The sequence below is a fragment of the Paenibacillus sp. A3 genome (genome assembly GCF_001399685.1).
Lineage (GTDB): Bacteria > Bacillota > Bacilli > Paenibacillales > NBRC-103111 > Paenibacillus_G.
The window spans coordinates 1-26,592 of sequence record NZ_JTHN01000129.1 but is presented as its reverse complement, the minus strand read 5'-3'; the positions used below and the strand labels follow the sequence as shown (position 1 = coordinate 26,592).

General features: G+C 53.8%; 16 protein-coding genes. 3 read left to right on the top strand and 13 right to left on the bottom strand.

Features of this window, described 5'->3' with window-relative positions:
* Positions 1-291: 291 nt before the first annotated feature.
* Genes QJ48_RS19920 through QJ48_RS19905 form a run of 4 tightly spaced genes read right to left on the bottom strand, consistent with a single transcriptional unit; the run spans position 292 to position 6,152 of the window.
* On the bottom strand, positions 292-3,009 hold the full coding sequence (locus QJ48_RS19920) for a fibronectin type III domain-containing protein (RefSeq protein ID WP_054975267.1): 2,718 nt from the start codon (positions 3,007-3,009) through the stop codon (positions 292-294).
* 18 nt (positions 3,010-3,027) lie between these two features.
* Positions 3,028-3,879, bottom strand: a complete 852-nt coding sequence (locus QJ48_RS19915; RefSeq protein ID WP_054975266.1) for a carbohydrate ABC transporter permease — start codon at positions 3,877-3,879, stop codon at positions 3,028-3,030.
* The gene (locus QJ48_RS19910) at positions 3,879-4,784 is read right to left on the bottom strand and encodes a carbohydrate ABC transporter permease (protein ID WP_054975265.1); all 906 of its coding nucleotides are present in this window, start codon (positions 4,782-4,784) and stop codon (positions 3,879-3,881) included. Before QJ48_RS19910 ends, QJ48_RS19915 begins: the two co-directional genes overlap by 1 nt.
* A gap of 21 nt (positions 4,785-4,805) precedes the next feature.
* Entirely contained in the window at positions 4,806-6,152 is a 1,347-nt protein-coding gene (locus QJ48_RS19905; RefSeq protein WP_054975264.1) for an ABC transporter substrate-binding protein, read from the bottom strand.
* A gap of 268 nt (positions 6,153-6,420) precedes the next feature.
* On the opposite strand from QJ48_RS19905, the gene QJ48_RS19900 reads away from it, so the two are divergent.
* Together QJ48_RS19900 and QJ48_RS19895 are read left to right on the top strand one after the other, a co-directional pair.
* Positions 6,421-7,179 (top strand): response regulator, encoded by a 759-nt coding sequence (locus QJ48_RS19900; protein WP_054975263.1) that lies wholly within the window; start codon positions 6,421-6,423, stop codon positions 7,177-7,179.
* 12 nt (positions 7,180-7,191) lie between these two features.
* Entirely contained in the window at positions 7,192-8,985 is a 1,794-nt protein-coding gene (locus QJ48_RS19895; protein ID WP_063858126.1) for a sensor histidine kinase, read from the top strand.
* Positions 8,986-9,256: 271 nt separating this feature from the next.
* On the opposite strand, the gene QJ48_RS19890 is transcribed toward QJ48_RS19895, so the two are convergent.
* The 6 genes from QJ48_RS19890 to QJ48_RS19865 all read right to left on the bottom strand — a co-directional run bounded on the left by QJ48_RS19890 (position 9,257) and on the right by QJ48_RS19865 (position 22,207).
* Entirely contained in the window at positions 9,257-15,517 is a 6,261-nt protein-coding gene (locus QJ48_RS19890) for a glycosyl hydrolase family 8 (protein WP_054975261.1), read from the bottom strand.
* 355 nt (positions 15,518-15,872) lie between these two features.
* On the bottom strand, positions 15,873-17,609 hold the full coding sequence (locus QJ48_RS19885; protein ID WP_054975269.1) for an ABC transporter ATP-binding protein: 1,737 nt from the start codon (positions 17,607-17,609) through the stop codon (positions 15,873-15,875).
* Complete coding sequence (locus QJ48_RS19880) at positions 17,609-19,423, bottom strand: ABC transporter ATP-binding protein (protein WP_054975260.1); 1,815 nt, start codon at positions 19,421-19,423, stop codon at positions 17,609-17,611. Before QJ48_RS19880 ends, QJ48_RS19885 begins: the two co-directional genes overlap by 1 nt.
* Positions 19,413-20,867, bottom strand: coding sequence for an ABC transporter ATP-binding protein (locus tag QJ48_RS19875; RefSeq protein ID WP_054975259.1), 1,455 nt, complete (start codon positions 20,865-20,867; stop codon positions 19,413-19,415). Before QJ48_RS19875 ends, QJ48_RS19880 begins: the two co-directional genes overlap by 11 nt.
* A gap of 9 nt (positions 20,868-20,876) precedes the next feature.
* Complete coding sequence (locus tag QJ48_RS19870) at positions 20,877-21,560, bottom strand: energy-coupling factor transporter transmembrane protein EcfT (RefSeq protein ID WP_082420596.1); 684 nt, start codon at positions 21,558-21,560, stop codon at positions 20,877-20,879.
* 17 nt (positions 21,561-21,577) lie between these two features.
* Positions 21,578-22,207 (bottom strand): MptD family putative ECF transporter S component, encoded by a 630-nt coding sequence (locus QJ48_RS19865; RefSeq protein ID WP_054975258.1) that lies wholly within the window; start codon positions 22,205-22,207, stop codon positions 21,578-21,580.
* 199 nt (positions 22,208-22,406) lie between these two features.
* Here QJ48_RS19865 and QJ48_RS36070 point away from each other — a divergent pair, with 199 nt between their 5' ends.
* Entirely contained in the window at positions 22,407-22,700 is a 294-nt protein-coding gene (locus tag QJ48_RS36070; RefSeq protein WP_082420595.1) for an RNA polymerase alpha subunit C-terminal domain-containing protein, read from the top strand.
* A 53-nt stretch (positions 22,701-22,753) separates the two neighbouring features.
* Here QJ48_RS36070 and QJ48_RS38845 read toward each other — a convergent pair whose 3' ends face one another.
* From QJ48_RS38845 to QJ48_RS19850, 3 genes are all read right to left on the bottom strand, one after another.
* Positions 22,754-23,764, bottom strand: a complete 1,011-nt coding sequence (locus tag QJ48_RS38845) for an AraC family transcriptional regulator (RefSeq protein WP_054975257.1) — start codon at positions 23,762-23,764, stop codon at positions 22,754-22,756.
* A gap of 167 nt (positions 23,765-23,931) precedes the next feature.
* Positions 23,932-25,980 carry a molybdopterin-dependent oxidoreductase gene (locus QJ48_RS19855; RefSeq protein ID WP_054975256.1) on the bottom strand — a complete coding sequence of 683 codons (2,049 nt, stop codon included), beginning with the start codon at positions 25,978-25,980 and terminating at the stop codon, positions 23,932-23,934.
* Between the two features lie 86 nt (positions 25,981-26,066).
* Positions 26,067-26,592, bottom strand: a 526-nt coding sequence (locus QJ48_RS19850; protein WP_157261696.1) for a zinc-binding dehydrogenase, incomplete at its 5' end; no start/stop codon positions are given.

Below are 26,592 nucleotides of genomic sequence, written 5' to 3'. Positions count from 1 at the left end.
CATTACTTTGTATAGAAAAAACTTTACTTACTAAAAAAGCCCCCTCGAAGGGGGCTCCAAAGTGTTGAGAAACCCAGAATGGAGAAAATCTCAAACAAATAGAGGTGGGGTATATCCCGTAAGAGTTTACGTCCGCCTTTGAAACCCGTGAAAATACCGCAAATTCTAATCAAGTTCACGGGTTTCATGAGCGGCTGGAGGGATATACCCCACCGCGTATGCGGAGAATTTCTACGCGAAGCGGGTTTCTCAACAAGCTCAAGCCCCCACGAAGGGGGCTTGCTCATTCCTTTAATTCGCACGTAGCTTGTAAGTCGCACCTGCCTCGGTTTGGAACGTAATCAGCCCCTGAGCCTGATCAACCTTAACGGGCGTCTCGCTCGTACCGTCTATTTTCACCACCTGCACTTGACCGGCGACGAATGGATTCACAATATGAACGGGACCTCCTTTTTCGCTGGTCAGTCGCACGTCGGCGATAGCTCCTCCATGCAGACCGCTCGATACCACGAACGCTCCTCTGGCCCGGAGCTGTCTGAAATGAGCCTCCGGATATTTATTTTTCGGCAGCATGGGGAACAGATGAATCACGTCTTTTCCTCTGCTCTCGTCGAAATAGCTTTGCAGCATTAAGGCGTTAATGGTTTCCACGCTGCCGGATGTCTCGATGCCGCCGCCTTTTTGGTACACCGTCAGGTTGTTGCGCATCAGCAAGGAACTGCTTTTGCTGGAACTGATAATTTTTTTGAAATTGGTTAACACTTCGTCCACATCGTAGCCGATCCGCACAGCCGCCGGAAATTGCATGGCGAACGAGTTCGTCTGTTCCCAGGAACCGTACGCCTCAATCGTATTCAGCGCGATCTGCTTCAAACGCGAAGTCGTGCTCAAATTAATCTCATCGCTCGGCCAGAACAAGCCCGTCATCACGGCATGCCAAGGTCCCTTCACATTCGTCCCCCCGATAAACGGCCGTCCCGGGTTTACAATCCGTTTGCCGGTCTTGCCGTCGATATAGGACTCGGACTCTTTGAACACTTCTTTTCCGGTTACGGAGTATACAAACGTAGGATAATCGGCTAATTTGTCGATAATATCCTGCCATTTGGCGCGCCGGGCGGCATCGACATCCAAATCCCGGCTTGCCGTAATGAGCCCCTTCATCAAAAATTTGACCATGGCGATGTCCAGAATGGAGTTGTCGTCGTGCTCGTTCGCCTCACGCGGCGCGCTGTCCTTGATGACATATTTGCCGTTCTCCATCACCAAGTAATCTTCCCAGAAATCGGCAAGCGAGAGGAGGTACGGATAAGCCTTGTTTCGCAAAAACTCCTTATCTTTCGTGTAAGTATAATGGTTGATGAAGTTTGTAGCCAAATACGCTCCCAGCATCAATTGATCGTTCAGTTTGGATCTGGTTTTCGCAGGAGCGACCGGACTTACCGGAATACGGGACGGGTCCCATCCGACCGTCGCCGGGCCGTACGGCCTCGCTAACGACCGGGTTGTCGAGAAGCCGCGGTATCCCGCCTCATGCGTGCGGTTGATGCCGTATGGCATATAGCCCAGCACCTGATCGAAATAGGCGTCCGCCAGCTCGGGCCGATTGCTGGAAAACACGCCCCAGTACGGGTTCTCGAAGTTATAGTTCAAAAAATATCGGGCCCCCCACCCCGGCGAATCGTTCGTAATCCAGCTGCCAAAAATGCCCGGGGCTGCTTTGCCCGTCCGGTTGCTCGCTGCCAGCGCATACAAAGCTCCGAAATAATATTTGTCGAACCACTCGTCATTCGTAATCACATACGACTTGAGCCAGAAGTTTTTCCACCATGCCAGGTGCGCTTCATGCTGCGCGGCAATTGTTGCCGATGTCATTCCCATGACCCTGGCTTGAGCTAATTTCAAATAGCTCGCCGCTTCGGGGACGTCCGGGTTTTCCCCGCCCCCGCCGCTAACTTGCGTCACAAGCGTTACGGTCGTATTCGGCTGCAAAATAAAATCGGCTTGCGCTCTGCCACCGGACGAACGGAAGTCCGTAAGCGGCGCTCCGAGCAGTCGCGTGGCCAATACCGCTCTGGACATCCACTCCTTCGGCGCTTGGCTCGAGGAGCTTTCGCGAGCCGCCCACAACACGCCGCGGGCGGTATCCGTTCCCGACTTAAATGGCTTGTCGGCCGCTTCCGGCACCCATACGTCAACCGTTAACGGAACAGGCGTCGCAGCTTGCGTTCGAAGCTCGGTTATTACCAAGTTGCTGTTCGCATCGACCCACGTTTTCATTTTGAGCTGGACGTTTTTCAATGTCACGTCCGCTCTTACCTCCGCATTCAGCAGGTCCTGCTCATAACGGTAGGACGGGGCGGAACTCGTGTCGTGCGCTTGATTGGTTATCGTCACTCCGCCGACCGTCAATTTGCTGCTTTTCATCCAAAAATCGTTTTTATCGATATAAATCGTCTGCGAATCGGCCGTACCGCCCGACACGGTGCCGATATCGCCATTTCCCAGCAGCGGACCGTCCGCATACCCTTTAAAACCGCCGGGCAATTTGGTATAAACGCCTGTCATGCGGGAAGGAGCGAGACTCTGCAATTCCTGCCAATCCGACTTGGCATGATCGTTCTGGCTGCGCTTGGTCGCCAGGTTTAACGAAGCCGCCGCCGACAGGTTGCCGGCCGCATCTCTGGCTTTGACCTGAAACGCATAGGGGGTATCCGGCAGCAAATCCGGAATCGTCACATTCGTGTTCTCGGTCAGTATTGTCTTCGTCCCATAGCTGATCTCATACTGCATTACGCCTTCGTTATCTTTGGAGGCAAGCCAGTTCAGAACGACGGCCGTATCGGTAAATTCCCCGGCTCTGAGGCCCGTCGGAGCTGTGGGCGCTTCCGTATCCACGCGTGCTCCTGCGATATCCGGCGTGCTTTCCCCAAACACCATGGCGGTCGGCAGCATCGTTGCTATTAACGCCAATATGAGAACAAGGCTAACCATTCTTTTGTTTTTCATACGTTACCTCCCCGTTAACTATCCCTTCAATCCGGTCGTCGCAATGCCTTCGACAAAATATTTTTGCGCGAAGAAATACAGCAGCACACTGGGAATCATCGCCGCCAAAGACATGGCCAGAACCCGGTTCCATTCCACGGAAGCCGCGACATCGAGAGACATCCGCAAGGCCAGCGATATGGTGAATTTTTTTATGCTGTTGATATAAATGAGCTGGCCGAAAAAATCGTTCCATGTCCAAATAAACTGGAAAATGCCCGCCGAGAAAAGCGCCGCCTTGGAGAGAGGAAGCAATATTCGGATCAGAATGGTGAACGAATGGCCGCCGTCCATTTTCGCCGACTCGTCGAGCTCCTTCGGCAGCCCTCTAAGGAACTGAATAAGCAGAAAAATAAAAAACGGACCGCCGCCGCACAAAGCCGGCACGATAAACGGGTAATAGCTGTTCAACCAGCCAAACTGGCCGAAGAGCATAAATCTCGGAATGACGGTGACCGCCGCCGGCAGGAAGAGCGTCGAGATCATTAAAGCGAAAAACAATTTTTTCAGCGGAAACGTGAATCTGGCAAACCCGTACGCCACGAGCAGACTGGAGGCAACCGTAAAAACGACGGTCGGTATAACCAAGATGAACGTGTTGAGAAAAAAAGTGCCGAACGTATACTGCCCGCTGCCTTCCCAGCCCTTGCGGAACGAATCCCAGACATATTCTTTAGGCAGCAAATGAATACTGCCGAAGATTTCCGAATTTGATTTAAAAGAGGCGAACAGCAGCCAAACGAGCGGATACACCATCACGAAGCCCAAGCCCGTCAGGAAGATGTAATAAAGCAGTTGCAGCCATGTTGTCTTGTGCGCAGGTGCCGCCATTACTTATCGCCTCCATCCTCGTAATGGATCCAGGTTCTCGACGATTGGAAGATCAGCGCGGTCAAGATCATGAGCACCACAAACAATACCCACGACAGCGCGCTTGCATACCCGATGTTATAGAATCGAAACGCCTCCTCGTAAAGCTTCAGCGCGTATAAATAGGTGGACTTCAACGGTCCGCCGCCGGTAATGACGAACGCCCCGGTAAAATCCTGGAACGCCCCGACCGTCTGCATGACCAGATTAAAAAAGATCAATGGCGTCAGCATCGGTATGGTAATCATCATAAATTTCCTGACCTTCGAAGCGCCGTCGACCGTAGCCGCCTCGTACAAATCCTGCGGGATTTGCTTGATTCCGGCGAGAAAAATGACCATGGACGATCCGAACTGCCACACGGCCAGCATACTTACGGTATATAGCGCGACGTCCGGACTTCCGAGCCAATCGACCGGCGGCAAATGCAGCTTCCCCAAGAACGCGTTGATCATGCCGTCCCGCAAAAACAACACCCGCCACAAAACGGAAACCGCCACGCTGCCGCCCAGGATCGACGGAAGATAGTAAACAGTTCGATAAAAGTTGATGAATCTGATCTTCGCACTCAGCATCATAGCCACCAGCAGCGCAAAAATGAGTTTGACGGGGACGGCAACAAACACATAAGCGAAGGTGACCGAGAACGATTTATAAAAATCCGCATCCCGAAAAAGCTGGCTGTAGTTCTTCAATCCTACCCAATGATAAGATCCGACCAGCCCCGCGTCCGTAAAGGACAGGATGAACGAGTACAGAAAAGGATACAACTGGAAAACAATAAAACCGACCAGCCAAGGCAAAATATAGAGGAATCCGGTATAGCTCCCCTTCCTTTTCCATCCGTTCTTTGTTATCGATGCCATGCTTTCACCCGCACTTGTTTATCATTTCTTCTGCGCCTTCAATTCGTTCAGCTTGTCGCCGACTCGCTTCAAATAATCGTTCGCCGCTTGCTCGGGTGTGGACTTGTTGTACAGCAATTTCTGGATCACTTCATCCTGTACGGCTCCGATTTGCGAATTGTTCAGAAGCCCCGTAATCGCCTTCGATTGATGTTTGAGCACGATATCCACCGCTGCGCCTACGTCCTTATCGATTTTTCCGGCCTGTATCGCATAATCTTTGGCTGCTGAAGAGGCGGGAACCGATCTGACATCGCCAAGCATGACGGCGGCTTCCTTGTCGTTCAAGAACCAATTGACGAATTTAGCGGCTTCCCCGGTGTTCTTGGAGTTTGCGTTAATCGACAGCACCATGGAAGGCTTTAATAAGGTGCCGGGATCCTTGCCGTTCTTCAACTGGGGCAAAGCCACGATGCCGATGGCCGAATTGGATAGTTGTCCTTTCAATTTCGCGATCTGGCTCGTAAATTCAATGATGAAAGGCGCATCCCCGTTCACCCATTTCGGGTTCGGGTCCTGGCTCGGAGCATAGCATTCTTCGGCGGAAGGCAGCACATGGTTATCCGCCAGCTTTTTCATCAAGGCATAACTTTCAACCAGCTCCTCCTTCGTCCAGGGCATGGTCAAGTCGCCGCTTTTCAGCCTTGCGCCGGTGCGCTCCGTATGCACGATATCGAACAGCATGGGCGGATAGCTTTTGTCGACGCAGTAGGTAAAGGTGCCTTTCGGATTGTTGTCGCGGATTTTTTTGGCCGTAGCGAGCACCCGGTCCCAATCCCAAGCTCCGCTTGTGTCGATTCCCAGCTTATCGGTTATCGTCTTGTTGTAAATAAGCACATACCCGTTCGTTCCCATAGGCAGCCCTACCGTTTTTTTAGTCGAGGACAAGGAGAAGTCTTGAAGAAGCTTTTCGTCAAAAGAAGACGTATCGATCTCTGTCAACCGGCTGATATCGGCCAAAGGCTCGGACTTGCTCGTAAGCTCTTCCAGCCACGTCTGATCCAGCTGCATAATATCCGGGGCTTGTTTGGCGGCGATTTGCGTTTTGATCTTATCGAGATATCCCTCGTAACCTTGGTATTCCGCCTCGATCGTGACATGCGGATGTTTTTGCCGGTACCGATCGATCGCCGCCAACGTCGCTTTGTGTCTGATCTCGGAGCCCCACCACATGAATCTTAACGTTACCGGTTTTGATGCCGAAGCGTCAGCGCCGCTTGCGGAAGCCGGAGTCGATGTACCGCCGGCATCGCCGCATCCGGCGGCGAGCGCAGCAAGAACGACCATCGAGCAGACGACGCTTGCTTTGCCAACCATCCTGTTGTTCAACAGCTTACCTCCTCTCTTCTCCGTTTCGTTTTGTAAGCACTTACAATCCCGATTGTAGCATCCCTCGCAACCGGTCCAAAAGACACCGTACATGAGAAAAAGTCTCTTCCATTCGGCAGTATTCGGACGGGTGCGAGTAAAAACAGTCATTTATTCAGATTTACAGTCCGTTTTGCAGATCCGTCTCGCAGCTTCCATTGGCTATTTCTATTTTACAATGTTTAGATTATATTTAAATGTAATCCAATTTCAAAGGCAGGGGAAGCCGATGTACAAATTGCTCATTGTGGATGACGAAAGCGAAACAAGAAACTCCATAAGCAACTATTTTCCCTGGGAGGACATCGGATTCGAAATCGTCGGGCAGTTGGAGAACGGCAGACAAGCATTGGACTTTCTCAGCGAGCGCAAGGCGGACGTCGTACTGTGCGACATCCATATGCCCGTGCTGTCCGGCATTGACTTTGCCCGGGAGATCAAGGACCGGAAGCATCCCGTGATGATCGTCTTTTTCAGCGGCTACCGGGAGTTTGAATATGCGAAGCAAGCTCTGTCGCTGGGGGTGAAGGAATACATCGTGAAGCCTCCCAAGTACAAGGATTTGGTAAGCGCTTTCTCGTCACTCAAAGCGGAATTGGACGAACAAGCCTGGCGTACGGCAGCGGCAGCTCCGCCCGATCAGCCCGATGAAGAGCCGGAACAAAGCTATAACGGCAAAATTATTTCCATCGTCAAACGCTTTGTCGAAGATAACTTCCCGCATGCTTCTCTTGAAGAAGCAGCCAGGCTTGTCCATATGAATGCCAATTACTTGAGCCAGTTTTTCAAAAAGAATACGGGTTGCAGCTTTTCCGATTATCTTCTTACGGTAAAAATGCAGAAAGCCAAGGAGCTTCTGCAGGATGTCCGCTACCGCACCTATGAGGTCGGCTCGCTGGTAGGCTACAGCAACTCCCGCAACTTTGCCCGGACGTTTAAGAAATATTTCGGAACGACACCGAGACTTTACCGGAATCGGAAGCCGTAAATGGAACCGGCGATGAAAAAACGTTTTTTTCTCAAAAACCTTGCCGTTTTCCTCCTTCCGATCATGGTGCCGATGATCTTGCTCGGTTCCCTATCCATCGCCGTGCTGCAAAGCTACATCAAAAATGAAATCAGCAGCAGCCATATCCGCCAATTGAATCAGACCAAAGAACATTTGGAGCTCATGTTAAACGAGATGGACTCCCTCATCTTGACGCTCGACAACCATTCGAAAATCAACAATGTCTTAGGCAACCTGTTGGAAAATCAATTGCCGAAATACGAGGATATTGTTCCCGGTGAGATGCTTCAAGCGTTCTTGAACGCTCCCGCCAATGCCAGGCCGTATATCCACTCCATTTATGCCTACTATCGGAATGATCATGGCTTGTTCGTATCGTCCAATGTCGGAGTGGCGAATCTGAACAGCTATTGGGATACCGGCTGGTACGACGGCTACAGGAATCATGACGGGAAGGCGGAAATCTGGACGGAGCCGCGAAATATAAAGCAGTATGGCTTTGAAAAGGACGCGAAGCGGATTGTCACGGTTTACCGGAAGCTGCATACTAGGGACGGTATAATCGCGCTGAATTTATCGAGGGACTATATCGAGGACATCCTTCGTTCGCTTGCGGTCCCCTCAGATCAATGCGTGCTCGTATTCAACGAAAAGGGACAGCTTCTTTTTAGCAGCAGTTTGCCGGACGACTTGAAGCAGATGCCATTCGCGCAGGCGCAGGCGGACCATGAAAAAGAAGGTCTGCTTGCTCTCCAGTCGCATAGCGATTCTTTTATCGTCAACCAAGTCAATTCCAACCGTTACGGCTGGGAATACTTTTCCATCGTGCCGAAAAAATCGCTGTTCCGCGTGCCTACTCGATTAAGCGCCGCAACCCTGATTCTTCTTCTGGTCTCCCTCGTCGTCAGCATGCTGCTGGCTTACTACTTTACCTCGCTGAACTATAACCGCCTGTCAAGCATGATGGCGATTATCGACTCGGCCGTCCGAGGCAAGCCGCTGCCCCCGCTCCCGGTCACCATTAAGGACGAGTACGGCTATATTCTTCACAATATTTTAACGACGTTTATCGAACAAAATTATTTGAAGATGCAGCTTTCGGAGCAAAAATACCGTCTCCAGGCTGCGAAATTGCTGGCCCTTCAGTCGCAAATCAATCCGCATTTTCTGTACAATACGTTAAATGCAATTTATTGGGAAGTATTCAAGCTCACGGCCAAACCGAACCAAGGAACCGAGATGATCGAGAATTTGTCCCATATATTGGATTATTCGCTGAGCAGCCCCGTGCAGACCGTCACGCTGCAAGAAGAAATCGACCATACGCAAAGCTATATCCGAATTCAGAAGTTCCGTCACAAGGACAAATTTGAGGTCATATGGAAAGGGAATCACGGGGAGATTCAACACTTTAGAATGGTTAAACTGCTCCTGCAGCCTCTCGTAGAAAACAGCATTTATCATGGAATCAAGGCAACCAAAGCGAAGATTGTCATCCAAATCAAAATCATGCTGCATGGGGACCGTTTGCGGATTTCCGTTACCGACAACGGCATGGGGATCGAAAAAGACCGTCTCGCGGAGATCCGGAGGCAGCTCAGCGAAGGAAGCGAATCGACGGGGCACATCGGTCTATTTAATACCAACATTCGACTGAAATTAAGCTACGGGGAACAATACGGCATGGAGATCAAAAGCAAGTACGGATTCGGGACGTCGGTATCCTTCGATATCCCTGTTGCTGCGGCTTCCCATGATAGCTCCCTCCTCTGCCGGGAGGATTAAAAAGGCTGCCGAGAAAGTGGTTAATTGAGGTAACGGAGGTTACGAGAGGATGGGGTATCTACTTCTGGTCACTGTTGTCCGCAGGAAATTTTGATTTGAAGCTGTTGAACAGCGGAAATTTCCCGCAGACAAAGGCGAACGCTACCGCTCCTCCAGCAGATACCCCATCTCCGTATGTATCTCTGTTCTTGTCAAAACCACTTTCGCAACAGTCGTGGGGCCTCGTCGGAGGCCCCTCTTTTTTATAGAATGTTATACCCTAGGTGCAAAATTACTTCCCGGATTGCTTCAGCTTCAGCAGCACCGTGACTGCTTCGGCTCTCGTGGCGTTGGCGCCCGGAGCGAAGCGGTTGCCTTCCCGGCCTTCGACCAGGCCAAGCTTTTGAATGGCCTCTACGGCAGCTTTGGCCCATCCCGGGATGTCGGCGTCGTCCGAAAAACCGGTCGAACCGGCCGCTTGACGTGCAGCTCCCTGCGAATTGGCGATCATGACGGCCATCTCGGCCCGGGTGATCTGCGTATTCGGACGGAACGTGCCGTCCTCGTAGCCTTGAACAATCCCCGCTTGGACAGCCTGCGCTACGGCTTTCTCCGCCCTGGCGTCGATCTCGGAACGGTCGGCGAACGTAAGGGCGGCGCCCTCCTTCGCAAGCTTCATCGTCCCAGTCAGCATGACGGCAAATTCGGCCCGGGTGACGACATGATCCGGTTTAAAGGAACCGTCCGGGTATCCCGCAACGATACCGCTTGTCACTGCTTGCCGGATGATGCCTTCCGCCCAATGCCCTGTCGTATCGGTGAACGATACCGGTTTCGGCTCCGCCGGCGTTTCCACGGTTTTCTTATCGACGGCGAACACCGCGTAGATGCCCGCATCGTCCACGTTCACCTTGATCGTGGAACCATCGACCGTTCCCCCGATATTCGTCCATTGCTTCTTCTTACCGTCGTAAGCGAACACGGCAGCGGTCTGGTTACTCCGCAGCAGCGACGGATCGAAGGCGATCGTCAACGTGATCGGCTTTTTGAACGAGCCGGCGATATTTTTCGTCAGTTCAAACACCGGACTGAGCGTCGTCTCTTGCTGCGTAAGAAGCTTCGACGGGTCCGCCACTTTCTCCACGGTCAGCGTCAACGCCTGGTCGGCCGCTCCCGCCGGAACCGTGACGGTTATCGCGTTCCCCAAACTTGTGGTGCCCGAGCCGCCTGCCGGGATCGACAGCTTCCCGTCGGACGAAGCCGAACCGCCGCCGCTTCCCCCGCCTGAACCGCCGGACCCGCTCGAATCCGAATCGGAGTCGGAGTCGCTTAAGGTGGACACCACTCTCACATTGCTTATTTTCGAATAATTGCCCGCCGCATCGAAAACCATCACAAAATAACGGTAGGTCGTATTCGACGAAAGTCCGGTATCCCGGTATTCGGTCTTCGTGGTCGTCTGGATTTCGGTATTGTTGCGGTAAATTTTGTAGCCCGCAATCCCGAAGTTATCGGTAGCCCCCGTCCACTTTAGATCGATCGCGGAGCCGGATACCGCTTCTGCCCGCTCGATGGTCGGTTCCGTCGGCGCTTCGGTGTCGACGATGGCCGGCGTCCACCAGTTGCCGGAAACGACCAGCATGCTCAGCAGCCGGAGGTTGTTGCCGAAATAAAGCGCGTCTTCCGTCGGTATGGCCGCATTGTAATCCCATAGTTCGTTCAGCCACTGCTGGTTGGACGAATCGGTCATGGCGCTGACCATAAACGGTGCGGAGAACGAAAGATCCGCATCATCGCCTAACGCCGCCGATCCGTCCAGCTTATAGCCGGCCTTGATGCCCTCCGGTTTGCCGCCGGTTTTCGCGCGAATCCAGCTGTTCAACCGGCCGAGCTGTTCTTTCGCCCGCCTCTCTCCGGTCAAGAGGAAATCGGTGCCAAGACGCCACGGTACCCGGGAAGCGTTGTAATTATAGTCTCCGTCATGCTCGTCTTCCAGAAAATATCCACTCTCGGTGTCCCATTTCTTCTCGCTTACCGGCTTGAATTGGCCGTCCGTATCCTTGAATACGAAATCAGGCAACAGCCCGGAGTTCGGACTATACTTCTCGTGAACGCTCCGGATCATGCGGTACGTTTGGTCGATCACTTTGTCCCAGCGGCTATCGCCGGATACGATCCGGAAATCCTTCAAATGCTGGAGCATGAAATCGGAAGGACGGGAAGCTTTTCCGTACATCGGGTCCTCGTCCTTCGCCCAGTCGGCGAGCTTCAAGGTCCATTCCGTATGGTTGACTTCGCTTTCCATGATCGCGTCGATCACCTTGCGCGCCTGCTCCAAATAGTTGATTTCGCCCGCGCTTCCCCACTGCCGGTCCGCCAGCAGCAGCGCGTACGCAATATCCATATCCCCGTCCGTAGCGGAATCCGTGCCGTTGATATCGACGATGGCGCTGCCGTTGTCCGCCTGCTGCCATGCCATCAGCTGCGGGTTAATTGCGCTCGGGTGCGCCCTGAAATAACGGTACATGCCGTCAAAATAAGTCTTCGCCTCCGGATCATGCCCCGCCATCAGCGCGGTGATCAGCATGCCGTACCCGTGGGCCTCCGATACGGTAATTTCCCCGTCTTTAAACCAATCCCCATCCGCATACCATACGTAGTACTGCGTCGGGTCGTAGGGATTCCGCTTCAAATATTTTGCCTTCCATTCCTTGTAAAGCCGGGTCACCGTTGCGTCCATTTCGGCTTGCGTCACGTGATTCGGCTTGATCGAATCGCCCGCATACGCGGTATGCTGCGGGTACGCCTTGAACGGGCCGTCTCCGGATGGCGCAGGCTTGGTCGCGACTTCGACCCGGTTGCTTGGCAGCGACTCGATCGTTTCCGCATTGAACGCCTTCACTTCGTAGCTGTAGCTTGTAGCGGGCTTTAACCCCGTATCGCTGTAGGAGGTTGCTGTCGTCGTTCCGACTTTGACTCCGTCACGGTAGATGTTGTAGCCTGCCGCATCCGTTTTTCCTGCGGACGCCTTCCAGTTCAGCTGAATTTGAAAAGCGGAAACCGCGGTTCCGGTCAAGTTCGTCGGCGCCGAAGGCGGATCGGAATCGACCGGTCCATCCTGCGTGCTGACTTCAACCGCATCCGAATTGATTCTCGCACCGACCGCTTTCACGACGAAATCGTATTTTTTTGCAGGGTTGATGCCTTCAACCGTATACGTGTACTCCGCTTGCGGGCCTGCCGGAACATAGACGCTCCAATGCGTCTTGACCTTGTCGTTCTTCTCATAGATCCGGAAGCCTCTTACCGGCTCGGCGCTGGCGGCAGGAGCCTTCCACGTGAGGACGGCTTGATTGCCGGTCACTTGAACTTTGGCGTCCTCCACCTTCGCAGGCTTGCCGTCCGTTCTCCGAATGCCGTACCGGTCGTAAGCCCGCACCCCGTTATCCCCGGGCTTCTCGTCTTCGACTGCCGCCGTATAGGCCGTAAACTTGAGCACCTCATCCGAGACGGAGACATCGGTAAACATTTTTTTGAACGGCTGGGTATCGATGGCTGCAAAAAAATCGTCATAAGGAACGCCGTTCTTATCGACATACTTTTCGTAAAATTTATTGCCGAACGCATTGGACATCAGATAAACCGTGCCCTTCGGATTCACGGCATTGCCTTCCTGGTCAAACGTCAGCTCGTTTGCGGGAATGATTTTATCGTTGTACATCTGGAACGATCTCATATACATGTGATCGTGCGCTTCGAACACCATGTCGATGCCCATCTCGTCGAAGGCGGGAATCAGATACTTTCGGTAAAATTGAACCCGTTCGTCCTCCCACTCGCCCGCGTTGTCTCCCGCCGAATAAGGGCCTTTGTGGAAGGCGACGAATTTCCATTTCTTATCGCTCTTCGCCACCGTGTTCTTCATCCACGCGACTTGATCCCAAAACTGTTTATCGGCCCATTCCACGTCGACTCCGTTCTCCGCCAGTCCGCCGACAAACTGGGAGTTGAATACCAGATACAGCGCATCGCCGTATTCGAACGAGTAGACCGACCCTTCGTGAGTACCTTCCACCTCCTGCTTCGGCAGGTTGAAGTGATTGTAGAAGTTGTTGTTCGGCGTCGTTTCGTCTCCGTCCCAGTCCTGAACCTCGTGCCCGCCAAGCACGGGGACGAAAGGCACGTTCAGCAGCTCGTTCTGCGCCGCTCCCAGCATCCACTGCCATTGCTCCTCCAAATCTCCGTTATCCACCAGGTCCCCGGCGTTGATCAGAAATTTGGGATCGCCGATATGATCGATCGCTTTTCTGAACGTATCGCCCCACGGTTCGAACCCCGATTTGCTGGAGGATTGCGAGTCCGATCCGGCAATAAAACGGTAGCCCGCCTGTTTGCCCGGATCCGTCTTGAACGACCCGATGGCGCTCCAGCCGTCCGGCTCGCCGTTGCCTACGCGAAACTTGTAGGCGGTTCCCGGCTTCAAACGGTCTGCGACCGCTTTATGGCTCGTAAATTTCGTCTTCTGGCCGGTTTCCCGGTCGGCCTTCTTCATGTAGGTCTCGATTTCCTCCGCGCTGCCTGCATAAGCAACGGCTTCGCTTTCTGGAAATACGCCGTCCCTCACCTTGTCGGCCTCGGCCACTTGAACGACCGTACCCGTCTTCACATCGGTGTACCAGGCAAACGCTTGACTTGTTCCGGGATCGCCGTTAAATGTCATATTGATCAGCTTCGGCATGTACGGCGAATCCTGCACCGTAAAGCTCCAGAGGATATCCCTAGCGAGCGGGACTTGGTCGTCCTTGCCTCGAATGAGCTCCTTCGGAAGCTTCACCGTATAAGTCTTACCGTACGTAAAAGACGGATGCTGAATGTGCAGCGTGACTTGATTGACAATATCGAGCGTTACCGGAGCAAGCGTCCGGTTGTGATCGTCGACAATGGCCGCTTCATATCCGGAATTCAGCGCGATCGGCTTATTGAAGGTCACGGACACCGGGGCCGTCGCCGACACTTGAACGGCGCCGTCCTTGGGCAGCTCCGCCGTATCGATCGTCGGGATGACAATCGGCGCACCGTCGATCCGTTTGCCCGATACCCGGATATCCTTGATCCGGCTGGAGCCGGAGCCGCCGATGCCCGAGGAGCCTTTCGTATTCGTATCCGAACGGACAATCCAGCGGATATACAGGATATCCCGATTGTCGGCTTCCGCCGGAAGAGGCGCGTCGATCAGCTTGCACGACTGGTTTGCGCAATTGAAGCTGGAGGTGACCATCGTCAGGTCCGTATTCGGCACGTCCGTCCATGTCCGCTTATCCGTGCTGATTTGCACCTTGAAATCGCGCGGGCCCGAGCCCGAGGAGTTTTGCTGCGAGGACAGTGCAATCTGCTCGAACCCTTTCGTCGAGACGGTCGCCAGCCAATATTTACTGCCGCTGCCGTTGTCCCAGCCTTGATAGCTTATCGCTTGTTTGTCGCTGTCGTAGGCCTCGAATACGCCGCCGATATTGCGGAACGTCGACGCCGACTTGTAGGCGCCGTCCGTGGCCGGCCACACGCCCCCGGACCCGGCGCCCGCGAAGGTCCATTCCGCAACCTTTTGGCGGGATGCCGCCGCAAGTGTCGAAACTGCGATCTGGCTGCTCGCATCCGATTCATTGCCCGCCCAATCGTAGGCCGTCACATGGTACGTGTAGGTCTTCGCCGCCGCAAGTCCGGCGTCTTCGTAGGATGCGGCTGCCGCCGTCCCGACTTTTACGCCCTCGCGGTAAATGTTGTAGCCTGCGACTCCGACATTGTCCGTAGAGGCCGTCCATGTCAGCCGGATCGATGCGTCGGATATCGCTTGCCCGCTAAGTCCCGCGGGCACAGTCGGTGGAGTCACATCGGAGGATGAGCCCTTGCGTATCCCCTTGACGGTGAGGCTGATGAGCTGACTGGAGCCCGATTCACCGATGGCCGCTCCGCTTGTGCTCACATTTGAAACGACAAGCCAGCGTATGTACAGGCGCTCCCGATCGCTGGCGACGCCCGGCAGAGGCACATTGGTTAACCGCGTTGCTGTGTCCTTATTCATCATGAGATCGGGCAAGCCTGTGCCGTCACCCGTAAGATTGGTCCACTGCTGCCCGTCCGTGCTGAATTGCACCCGAAAGTCGCGCGGGCCGGTCGAGCCCCTGCCTTGCTGCTCGGAAGATAGGGTGATCTGCTGGAAGTCCTTCGTCGAGACCGTTGCGAGCCAATATTTTTCCTTCCCCGTCTCTTCGTGCCAGCCTTGATAGCGGATCGCTTGGAGGCTATCGTCCCAACCGAACGTTTCCGTAGCCCTGGCAGGAACGGCCTGAAGGGCGGAGCTGCCCTTGTAGATGCCGTAAGTTGCAGCGAACACGCTCTGATCGGCCGGATTCGCGCTATATTTCCATTCTGCCAAGGTAGTTGAAACCGGCGAATCGTCAGCGGATACAGCACCTGCAAATTGGAGCGTTAACAGGACAAGAGTCAATAAGAGCGAAAGCATGCGGTTTCCGATTCTTCTTGCATGGTTGTTCATTGTGAAGGCATCCTTTCTTACATGAAGTTGGAATACAGCTTACTGCATGGCCTTGCATGTCCTCTTCGGTCTTCATCCGGCTATGGACTGCCGTTCTCTGTCCTCCTCCCTCGATATTATGCGCTTTCATTCGAAGTCATCCTCAACTCTGAAAATTAAAACGTTTATATTTTCAACCAAAATAAAAACGCTATAAACTTCAAAGCCGAAGATCCTAGCCCCCAGAATATATTTGATTTCCCAATCGATGTCAACCATTTTCGCCTAAATATTTCTAAGGAATTTGTAAAGGCAACCCGAAGCATACAAAAGAAGCCTGCCCCTATCTTGGGACAGACTTTAGATATCGCAATGCTTATGCTGTAATCCTCCAGCCGCTTGTTTTGTTCTGCAGCTCCCACAGCTTGGCGTAAAGACCGCCGTTTTCCAGCAGTTCCTCATGCCGCCCCTGTTCCACGACTCTGCCTTTGTCCAGCACAATGATGCGGTCTGCTTTAACAACAGTTTTCAGCCGGTGGGCGATCAGAATTACCGTACGCCCCTTAATCAGGCGGCCGATCGCCTTCTGCATGTCCAGCTCATTTTCCGGGTCGAGCGAGGAAGTGGCCTCGTCAAGCAAAATGACCGGCGCATTCTTGAGCATTGCGCGCGCAATGGAAATGCGCTGCTTCTCGCCTCCCGACAAGGTGGATCCGCCCTCGCCGACCATCGTGTCATACCCGAGCGGCAGCTTCATGATGAACTCGTGGCAGCAGGCCTCCTTGGCCGCCGCCTCAATCTCCTCCTGGGTGGCGTCCTCCCGTCCGTAGCGGATATTGTTGCGGATCGTGTCCTGGAACAAGTACACATCCTGAAACACCATGGACATTTTTTTCATGAGCTTTTCCGGGTCCATCTCGCGTTCGTCGCTGCCGCCAAACAATACTTTCCCTTGCTGCGGGTCGTAAAACCGTGCAATAAGGCGCAGCAGCGTGCTCTTCCCGCTTCCCGAAGGGCCGACGATGGCCGTAAGCGTCCCTTTCCTCATTTCCATGGAAACGTTATCCAGAACCAATCTTTCGCCATAACCGAAGGATACGTTCTCGAGCCGGATGTCATGATCCTCCGGCGGCTCCTTCTCCCCCGCCATGACAGGCTGCTCCAGCAGATTTACGATACGCTCCCCTGCCATGACGTCGTATTTAAACGCAGGCAGGCGCATAATCGCAGCCGACAGCGGATCGAACACGCGGGTGCCCACCAGCAAAAACGTCGCGAACAAAGGCACCGTGATTGCGCCGCCCAAGATAAGATAAACGCCTGCCATCGTCATCAAGGACAAACCTGCTTCCATAAACGCAATCGCGACCAGGAAAAAGGGACCGAGCCCCCCTTCCAGCTTGATGCTTTCTTTCCGATACCGGGAAAAAGCCTGCTCCAGTCTTTGGAAGTTTTCGCCGCGCAGGTTGTAGGCCTTGATGATTTTCATGCCGAGCAGGTATTCCTGCAAACGATTGGCCTGATCGATTTTCGCTTGCGAATGGCTCTTGCCGAGCTTGCGTTCCAGACGGGAAACTCCCCACAGAATCAACATCGATACCGGAAATCCCGCAAGCATGGCCGCAGCCAGCCGCCAGTCCACAAAAAGCAGCCCCGCAAACGCCAGAACGGGAATTATGGCGCCGCTGACAACTTGGGGCAAGCTGTGCGTCGCGGCATTTTCCGTCTGGGCAAAATCGTTCATTATCGTATGCCCCAGCTCGCCGGAATCTTTGCTTAAGAGGAAACCGAGCGGGAGCTTGCGCAAATGCTCGGCCATCTGGGCCCTGCCTTCGGCAGACGACTCGTACGCCCCGCGGTAAGTGGACCGGTATGCCATCAGCTCGCCGACAAACAACACGACAAGGAACAGAACCATACCTCCCCAGGCAAACCACAAGCTCTGGACATCCAAAGCAGGCTGCTCCTTGGAATAATAGGCGTAAATCATGCTCACCGCCGCGGCCACGCACCCGAACGGAAACAGATTGACCAGATTGGCGAACACCGTCCAAAGGATCGGCTTCAGCATTTTCCCGGGGTGGCCAGCCGTAATATGGCGAAGGTCGTTCATCATCGCTCCAGCACCTCCTCTTCCTGTCGAAGATCCATTTCCCAATAGGCGGAAGCGGTATGGGCGTCCCACATTCTTTTGTATAAGCCGCCGCGGGCAAGAAGCTCGTCGTGGGTGCCCGTATCGTCGATTTGTCCTTCCTTCAGCACAATGATCTGGTCCGCCTCGCAGATCGTTGTCAGACGATGGGCAATGATCAGCACCGTTTTGCCCTTGACGAGCTCGCGCAGCGCCAGCTGCATGTGATATTCGTTTTCCGGATCGGCGTAAGCCGTAGCCTCATCCAGTATCAGGATAGGCGAATTTTTCAATATCGCTCTTGCGACGGATACCCGCTGTTCTTCGCCGCCCGAAAGGTATACCCCGCCCTCACCGATCAGCGTGTCGTAGCCCTTGGGCAACCGTTCGATAAACTCGTGACACTGGGCCGCTCTTGCCGCTGCGTACACTTCCTCTTTGGTCGCCGTCGGTCTGCCCGCCAAAATATTATTGTAAAGGGTGTCCGAAAACAGGAACGTATCCTGGAACACAAAGGACAGGCACTCCATCAGCTCGGTCGATCTCATATCCCGAATATCCGTACCGCCGATGGTGACGCCGCCCTTCTGCACATCCCAAAACCGGGGGATTAATTGGGCAATGGTCGATTTGCCGGAGCCGGAGGGACCGACCAGCGCCGTGATTTTTCCTTGCGGTGCGGTAAACGAAATGCTTTTCAGCACCTCTGTGCCGCCCTCGACGCCGTAAGAAAAAGACACCTCGCGGAACCCGATGTCATACGAGGAAGGCTTTTGCCCGGATTCCGGGTCCTCGACGGCCTTTTCCTGGAAGATTTGGTCGATGCGGCTGACCCCTTCGACGATGACGGTCAAAGTCGACGCAAAGCTGCCGAGCTTGAACATCGGAGTAGAAATGCCCGGCGCGAGCACGAGAAAAAACATTAGCGTGACGGCAAAGGCCATATGATCGGGATCTCCGCCAATGAAGAACAGTCCGACAGGCAGGACAAACGTGGCCAGCGATAACATCATGACTTTAAAGGAGACATAGCCATTTTGAAAGCTGTCGGTATATTTGACGCTGAAATCGCGGTAACGGAGCATGTCGTCATAAAACTTCCGGAACGAGCGGACCGTCTGTCCGAAAATTTTAATGGAAGGCATGCCCCGCACATACTGGATAGAGGAAGCATTAATATTTTCCAGCGCGTCGAAATATTCCTTCAGCCCCGCTTGCGCTTTTTGGCCCGCCATCATGGAGTATTGGCAGGCAAAGCCGATCAGGATCGGAATGACGCAAGCCAAGGCATACCAGACATTGAGCGAAAACATCGTGACCATGATGGCCGCGATCATGACGGCGGTATTAATGAGATCGGGCAATTGATGCGCGATAAAAAGCTCGATTTTTTCCACATCGTGCTCGACCACTTTCTTGATTTTCCCCGTTGCGTGTTTATTAAAGTAGCCGAGAGGCAGCGCCCCGATATGACCCGACAGCTTGACCCGGATGCCGTGCAGGATGCGGAATGCGGCAACGTGCGAGCACATCCCGCCGATATACATAAAGACATAACCGAGCGCCATCCCCGCTGCACCCCAGACGGCCCATCGTGTGAGATAGGCGGCATCTACAGACGATATGTCCGAAGCATGTCTTAGAAGCTCGGCCGTCACGAAATAGACCGAGACGTACGGAACCAGCATCAAAAATACGCTTGCGGTAGACATGATTCCCGACCATAGGAGCAGGGACTTTTTCTCGCCCGCAAGCTCCAACAGCCTTGGAATGCCTTTTTTCGGTTTACGGTTCAATCCTTCTCATTCCTTCGGGTTCGTTTTTCAATTCCAGCACATGATCGCAGGCCAGCCTCGTCAGAATGCGATCATGCGTGATGATGACAACGGTTTTGCCTGCATGTGCAAGCTTCCTGGACCATGCGGCCACATTCAGGACACCGTCGCCGTCGAGCCCGCTGGTCGGCTCGTCCAGCACGATCAGCTCCGCGTCCGAGCAGTAAGCCGCGGCGATGGTGACCCGCTGCTTCTCTCCGCCGGACAGGGACGCGGGATGCCGGTCCCGAAGCGCTCTCAGGCCGAATGCGTCCATCGCTTCATAAGCCCTTAAGCGAAGCGCATCGTCCAGACGCCTGCCCAACACCAGTTCATTGCCCACGCTGTCGGCATAGAGCTGGTAGTCCGCATCCTGCATCACCAAGTAGCTCAAGCTGCGTCTCCCGGCTGCCGAACGTTTTTTCCCGGCGTAATACACCTCTCCGCCCTGCTGCCGCAGGAGGCCGCAGAGCACTTTGCACAACGTCGTTTTGCCAACTCCGTTCTCCCCCGTCAGCGCGGTCACGCTGCCCGGCTTCAGGTCAATATCGATCCCTTTAAGAGCATGTGACGACGAACGATAAGCATAAGTCAACGATCGTCCCTCCCAGCCCTGCGTAGAAGCGGCGACGGCGGGTAACCCGTCCGAAGGCAGGTTGATCCCGGCCATCTCCATATCCGGATGGCGCAGCCCGTATGGCTTCACGTCCTCGTAACGAAGTGCCGCAAATTCGTCCTTCTTCCACGTTCGAGCGACGGTTCCTTGATCCAGCAGCACATAACGGTCCGCCACCTCCAAGAAAGCGTGCAGCCGATGCTCGCTCAAGATCAGCGTCGTTCCGGACCGCTTCAGCTGCAATAGGGTCTCCACCAGCTCGGAAGTCGCTTTCTCGTCCAGATTGGCGCTCGGCTCATCCAGGATCAGCAGCTTCGGAGACAGCATCGTAGCCGCGGCAATGGCGACCTTCTGCTTTTGCCCGCTTGAGAGCTGATCCAAGGGACGATCCAGCAAATGCGCTATTCCCATGCGATCCGCTGCAGCTTGGACGCCATGGAGGATTTCGGCAGGCGCAATCCCCAAATTTTCTCCCGAGAAAGCGAGCTCGTCGCCCGCAAGCGACATAAAGAACTGGCTGCGCGGGTCCTGAAATACCGAACCCGTGAGCCTTGTCTTTTCCTCCGGGAGAAAGGAGGCGATGGGTTTGCCCGACACCCGCACCGTGCCTGTCAGCTTCCCCGGATAAAATTGGGGAGCAAGACCGTTGATCATGCGCAGAACGGTGCTTTTTCCGCAGCCGGAGCGGCCGCAAAGCACGACGCATTCCCCGGCTCCAACCGACAGATGAAGGTCGGATACGCCCTCCGTCTCATCGTGGTCCTCAAACTCGCTTTCATAGGTAAAGCCAGCGGCTGTCAACTCAATCATCTTGTCCTCCTACTGCACCATCACGTAGATTCCAGTTGCCAGTACGACAAACAACAGCATCGCGATCCCGTCTGCCGCCCGAAGTCCTATCGGATGCACGCTGCTTCGGACCACGGTACACTCGATGCCGCGAAGCACGGCCGACGCGGCCAGCTCGGAGGACAGCTTCAGGCAGCGCACAACCAGCGGCATCAAAAAGCATTCGTAAGCCAGTGCAGGCTTTTGCAGCACGCTGTACCAGCGTTTGAAAATGCCCCGGGCGCGCATGCCGCTGCGAATCGCGGCCATCTCCTGCATAATGACCGGAAAAAACCGGGTGAGAATGCAAATGGTAATAATCAGGTTTTTCGGCATGCGCATCCGTTCAAAGGCGCACATGATAGCGCTTGGCGAAGATGCCAGAAGCGCGGAAGCGATCATCATCAAAGGGATCATCCGACTTAACGTATAAAAAACAATAACGAAAGTTCCGAACACGATGCCGCTTAGAGCAAAGATGGCAACTTTGCAGCAAACAAACAGGAGCCCGTATTGCAAAGCCTTTTTCGGCAGCCCGAGAGCCAGCAAATAGAGCATACCGAGCAGAATGATCGCCATGGTTTGAGCGGAAGAGCCCGCAACCAGGGTCAATAGGCTCATTAACGGCAAAATAAGCAAATGCGTACGCGGGTCCAGCCTTACCTTGATGCTCAAGTTCGACCCTCCTGCCGCTAGACCAGCTTCGCTTTCTTGACATGCCGGTTCAGGAATTTATTTCCGAAATAGCAGCCAAGCACCGAACCTGCTATGGCGAGCGTGACCATCACAGCTATCATGCTGGGAGTTTCGTAGTAATAAAACATCGTATCCATCGCTTCCTGCGAATAGCTCGCCGAATAAATCTCGATCATTTTCTGCTTGAACAAGAACAGTGGAATCACGGCGCACAGCGCAAAGCCTGCAAAAAAGATGCTGTACCCGGCGGCATTGCGCTTCCAATTGCGATAGCTGTTCCTGCCGGCCATGACAAGCTCGGCGATGATCCCGAAACCGAGCAAAAAAAGCATATTGATGAGCCCCATCGCCAGAAACAGCAGGACGGAAATGACCGAAGTCCCTATCAACACCCCGCGTTTGGAGATTTTCCCTGCCATCACCATATAAAGAGGGCCGCATAGCAGAGCCATGATGCCCGGGCCTGCGAGATGGGCAAACGCCGGTGTGAAAAACATCGAAGCACTCATGGAAACAGCCGTCATGACGACCATAATGACGATGTTAAAAATAACGCAAGTGACGACGTCCTTAATGCTCCAACGATGCTCCGCCGCACCTAGTTTTTGAACAGTTGACTCTTGCATACTTTGTAGTCTCCTCCCGATTGTACGATAAGCTAATTGAGAATCATTCTCTCTTAGCAAAGTTAGCAGAAATCTTGCGGGCACGGCTAACACTTTTCGGAGGAAAATCAACAGAAACCGGATTTTTTATATTTGATATTCACGAACATTCGTTCTATAATTATAAGCAATAATCCTTAGGAATAAGGAGAGATGCAGAATGGCAGCTTCAAAAAAAACTTTAAGAACTTGCAGCAATGGCCACCAATACTATAAAAGCAGCGATTGTCCTTCCTGTCCGTTCTGTGAGCAAGAACGCAAACCCGACAACGGATTTCTTTCGCTACTCTCGGCACCGGCGAGACGGGCATTGGAACACCATGGAATTACTTCGTTGCAGCAGCTCTCACAATATAGCGAAAAAGAGATTTTGCAATTTCACGGGATGGGACCGGCATCTTTGCCCAAACTTAGGACGGCTTTGCAGGAAAATGGGTTATCGTTCAAAAACTAAACGCCAGAATTAAAAAAACTGCCGGCATTCGCCGACAGTCCCGTTCTCCCTATTCAGTTCATGCTGTATTTAACGACATGACGCAAATAGTCTCCCGGATTCACCCCGAATTTCTTGCGGAACGATAACGTAAAAAAGCTCAAATTTCCATAGCCGACCTGAAATGCGGCATCACTGACCGATATCCCTTTTTCTTCAAACAGGAGGCGGGCCTTCTCCAACCGTTGATCGATTACGTACGCATGCACCGATTGTCCGAACATTTCTTTAAAGCCCTTCTTCAGCTTGTATTCGTTCAAGCACACCAGCTTCGACAGCTCGTTCAACGATACGGAAGCGGCAATATTGTGATCCAATATTTCCTTCGCTTTGCTGATGCTGATCATATCCTGCTTGGAAAGGTTCGCGGAGCCATGCGTTATCCCGTTTTGCAAGACAGCCTCCCCAACATAGGTAGCCATAAGCTCAAGAATCTTCCCTTCCATATAGACGTTTCTCAGCGATTTCTCGTACGGGCAGTTCCGGATCTGCTGGAGAATGACCTTGACCGCCGGAGTCATCGGATATTTCCCGAAAATCTCACGGAGGTTTCCCTTCCGGGCATAATCGTCTTCTTTAAAAATGTTTTTCAGGATCGTCTGAAACGTCACAGGATGAAGCTTGACCCCCATAAACCGGTATTTTTTTCCAGGTTCAATCTCGCATCGTTCCTTGCCTTTGGCATTGCTCAGCAGAAAGCTCTCGTCCGTTCCAAAACCAAACCGCTCTTTCTTTCCCAGCACATTCCACTCAGCGCCCTCGCCCAAACAAAAAAACAGATCGACAAAGGCGGCGTTGGATACCGACTCGATTTCCAGCCTCCGGTGAAACGTCATTTCGAAATCCGTGATATGAACCCTGTTCACGGAAGAGATTAATCTGGCATAGCCTTGGCCCGTCCCTTCGGAAAGCACATATTCGCATTTGCCGGATTCTTCTATGCGCTTAAATCCTTCGCGTATCGAGGATCTCTCCACCGCGAAGGATTCCATCTCGTCCTGATTTACCGATCCAGGCTCTGACATCTTCTGCTACTCCCCCCGCAATTTACGAAACTATCAACTATAACCGGTAATTACAAAAGCATCTGCTTCCATTTTAATTAATAATGATTATCATTGTCTATTAGAATTAAAAAAATATCCCCGGAGGAAGCGCTATGGCTTCTTCCAGGGATATCTGTATTTCTCGATTAGCTGGCGCTCTCCAGCTTCTCCACCTGTACCCGTCCCGAGAAAAAGACGGCCCCGCCGCCCATATCCGCCAGCCGGTCCGGGGTCAGAGCATTCACCAGACGGCTGCTTCCTTCCGCATCCGCCCATAAGCCCTGACTGACAACAGTGCCGGGAACGACATCTTCGCCCACCGATGCGATCAGCTCGCACGAGCCGCGCGAGTTCCACACCCGGACACGTTCGCCGTTCCGGATACCCAAGCTCGCGGCGTCTTCCGTATGCATATAAAGCTTCGGCTCGCCTTCCAGCCGGACATGCTTTGCATTGTGCGAGAACGTCGAGTTTAAGAAATTGTGATTGGGTGCCGGAACAAATTGAAACGGCAGCTCCTCGTCCGTCGGAAGCGGCGTATACGTAGGCAGCGGCGGAAGGCCTTTCAGCTCCATCGCTTTCGAGTAGAGCTCGATCTTTCCGCTCGGCGTAGGCAGCCTGCCCGGAAACAACGGCCGGACGTTCGCTCTGACGTACTGCTCCTCCTGAAGCCGCTCATACGTAATACCTTCCAGATTCGGATTCGCCGGATTGTTCAACGCTTGCCGGATCAGATCCTCATCCGAATCGCGCAAAGCGTCGTCTTCGAAGCCCATACCTTGGGCCAGCAGCCGGAAGACGTCCGGATTGGACTTGCTTTCGCCGTAAGGCTCAATGGCCGGCTGTTGAAGCTGGACATAATGATGCCAGTAGGAACGGTAAATGTCATGGTTTTCGAAGGAAGACGTCGCCGGAAGCACCAGATCGGCATACCGTGCGGTCTCCGTAAGAAACAAGTCGTGAACCACCGTGAACAAATCTTCGCGCATCAGCCCCTGCCGTACTTTGCCGGCAAACGGGGTAACAACCGCAGGGTTCGAATTGTAGACGTAAAGCGAGCGGATTGGCGGATCGAGCTCCAGCAGCGCGCTTCCCAACAGATTCATATTGATAAAGCGGGCCGGCTGCTTGCGCAATTGCGGACGCTGGAGGGCCGAATTATTGAAATCCAAGTAGCTGCCGTTACCCTTGATCGCACCGCCGCCCCGGTGCATCCATTGGCCTGTCAGCGCCGGAAGGCAGGCGATCGTTCGAACGCACATCCCTCCGTTGTCATGATGCTGAATTCCGTTGCCGATCCGAATGAAGGACGGAGTCGTACGGCCGTATAGCCGGGCAAGCTCGTAAATGTCTTCCACAGGTACGCCCGTAACGGAGGACACGAATTCCGGGTCATACGATTTCACATGCTCACGGAGCTTTTCGTGTCCGACCGTATACGTTTGTAAGAACGTTTCGTCCGTCATGCCCTCTGCGAACAAAATATGCATTAAGCCAAGCGCAAGAGCGGCATCCGTTCCCGGTCGAATCGGAATGAACCAGTCCGCCCATTTGGCCGTCCGGTTGCGGTGAACGTCGATCACGACAATACGCGCGCCGTTCTTGCGCGCCTTCTCCGCAAGCACGATCTGATGCATGTTGGTGCTAACCGCATTAATGCCCCACATCACAATCAGCTTGGCATGGACCGTATCCTCCGGAGACGTTCCGTAGCCGCCGCCCATCGTATAACGGTACCCTTCCGTTCCGGCGGCTTGGCATATCGTGTACTCAAGCCGGCTGGCACCCAAGCGGTGGAAGAAGCGCCGGTCCATGCCTTCCGCTCCGATTCTCCCCATATTCCCGTAAAAGCTGTACGGCAGGATGCTTTCCGCCCCTTCCGTCGCTATAAGCGTCTTCCACTTGGAGACGATCGTCTCGATCGCTTCCTCCCACGAGATACGCTCGAACGTGCCGTCTCCCTTCTTCCCCGTTCGTTTCAGCGGATAGCGAAGACGGGCCGGGTCATACAGGCGCTCGGTCATATGGCGCACTTTGTTGCAGATGGCGCCCTGCGTCATCGGATGCTCGGGATCTCCTTCAACCTTCACGATTCGTCCCGCTTCTTTGTGCAGCAGCAAGCCGCACTGATCGGGACAGTCCAATGAGCAGACGCCCCGCACGATTTCTCTCGTTTTATCCTCTATCGAGTTCATTGCCTTGCCTGCCTCCTTGCGAATCAGCTTCTTCCTTACTTTTTCTCCATTCCGCGTTCATCTCCTGCGCATCCGGCTCGATCGCTTTATGGGCTCAACAATAGAACTTTCCCGTGGATGCCCGACTCCGCGGCATGGATCGCGCTTATCGCGTCCGTCAATTCAAATTTGGCTCCGATCTTCATCAAAGCCAGCTTTTTCTCCCGCACAAGCCCCAACACTTGCTCAAACGCCTCTTCCCATTCCTCCGGCGAAGAATTCCGCACCCATTGCCGGAGATAAAACGGCCTGACACGGATCTGCGTTCCCCGAACCGCTTCATGCCACACGGCCGGAATACCTGAAAGCAGCCCGATGCTTAGGATCGTTCCGTCCGTCTTCACGCAGCGCGCCAGCTTTTCGCCTTCGGGTCCTCCGATCCTATCGATGGCCGCCGTGGCGCCTTGACCTGCCGTGACTTCTAAAATTCGGTCCCGGACGGAGACTTCCGCCGCGTTAAACACATAGGCCGCCCCAAGACGCCGCAGCTCGGTGGTATGGCGGGCGCCGCGCGTCGGGGCACTCCACCCGTATCGGACACTAGCACACGACAAGGCCAAAAATAGACTCAAA

What these genes read in the sequence shown, in the direction of transcription:
- QJ48_RS19920 (WP_054975267.1), bottom strand. Translation starts at nt 3,009, where the DNA reads ATGAAAAACAAAAGAATGGTTAGCCTTGTTCTCATATTGGCGTTAATA.
- QJ48_RS19915 (WP_054975266.1), bottom strand. Translation starts at nt 3,879, where the DNA reads ATGGCGGCACCTGCGCACAAGACAACATGGCTGCAACTGCTTTATTAC.
- QJ48_RS19910 (WP_054975265.1), bottom strand. Translation starts at nt 4,784, where the DNA reads ATGGCATCGATAACAAAGAACGGATGGAAAAGGAAGGGGAGCTATACC.
- QJ48_RS19900 (WP_054975263.1), top strand. Translation starts at nt 6,421, where the DNA reads ATGTACAAATTGCTCATTGTGGATGACGAAAGCGAAACAAGAAACTCC.
- QJ48_RS19895 (WP_063858126.1), top strand. Translation starts at nt 7,192, where the DNA reads ATGAAAAAACGTTTTTTTCTCAAAAACCTTGCCGTTTTCCTCCTTCCG.
- QJ48_RS19890 (WP_054975261.1), bottom strand. Translation starts at nt 15,517, where the DNA reads ATGAACAACCATGCAAGAAGAATCGGAAACCGCATGCTTTCGCTCTTA.
- QJ48_RS19885 (WP_054975269.1), bottom strand. Translation starts at nt 17,609, where the DNA reads ATGAACGACCTTCGCCATATTACGGCTGGCCACCCCGGGAAAATGCTG.
- QJ48_RS19875 (WP_054975259.1), bottom strand. Translation starts at nt 20,867, where the DNA reads ATGATTGAGTTGACAGCCGCTGGCTTTACCTATGAAAGCGAGTTTGAG.
- QJ48_RS19865 (WP_054975258.1), bottom strand. Translation starts at nt 22,207, where the DNA reads ATGCAAGAGTCAACTGTTCAAAAACTAGGTGCGGCGGAGCATCGTTGG.
- QJ48_RS36070 (WP_082420595.1), top strand. Translation starts at nt 22,407, where the DNA reads ATGGCAGCTTCAAAAAAAACTTTAAGAACTTGCAGCAATGGCCACCAA.
- QJ48_RS38845 (WP_054975257.1), bottom strand. Translation starts at nt 23,764, where the DNA reads ATGTCAGAGCCTGGATCGGTAAATCAGGACGAGATGGAATCCTTCGCG.
- QJ48_RS19855 (WP_054975256.1), bottom strand. Translation starts at nt 25,980, where the DNA reads ATGAACTCGATAGAGGATAAAACGAGAGAAATCGTGCGGGGCGTCTGC.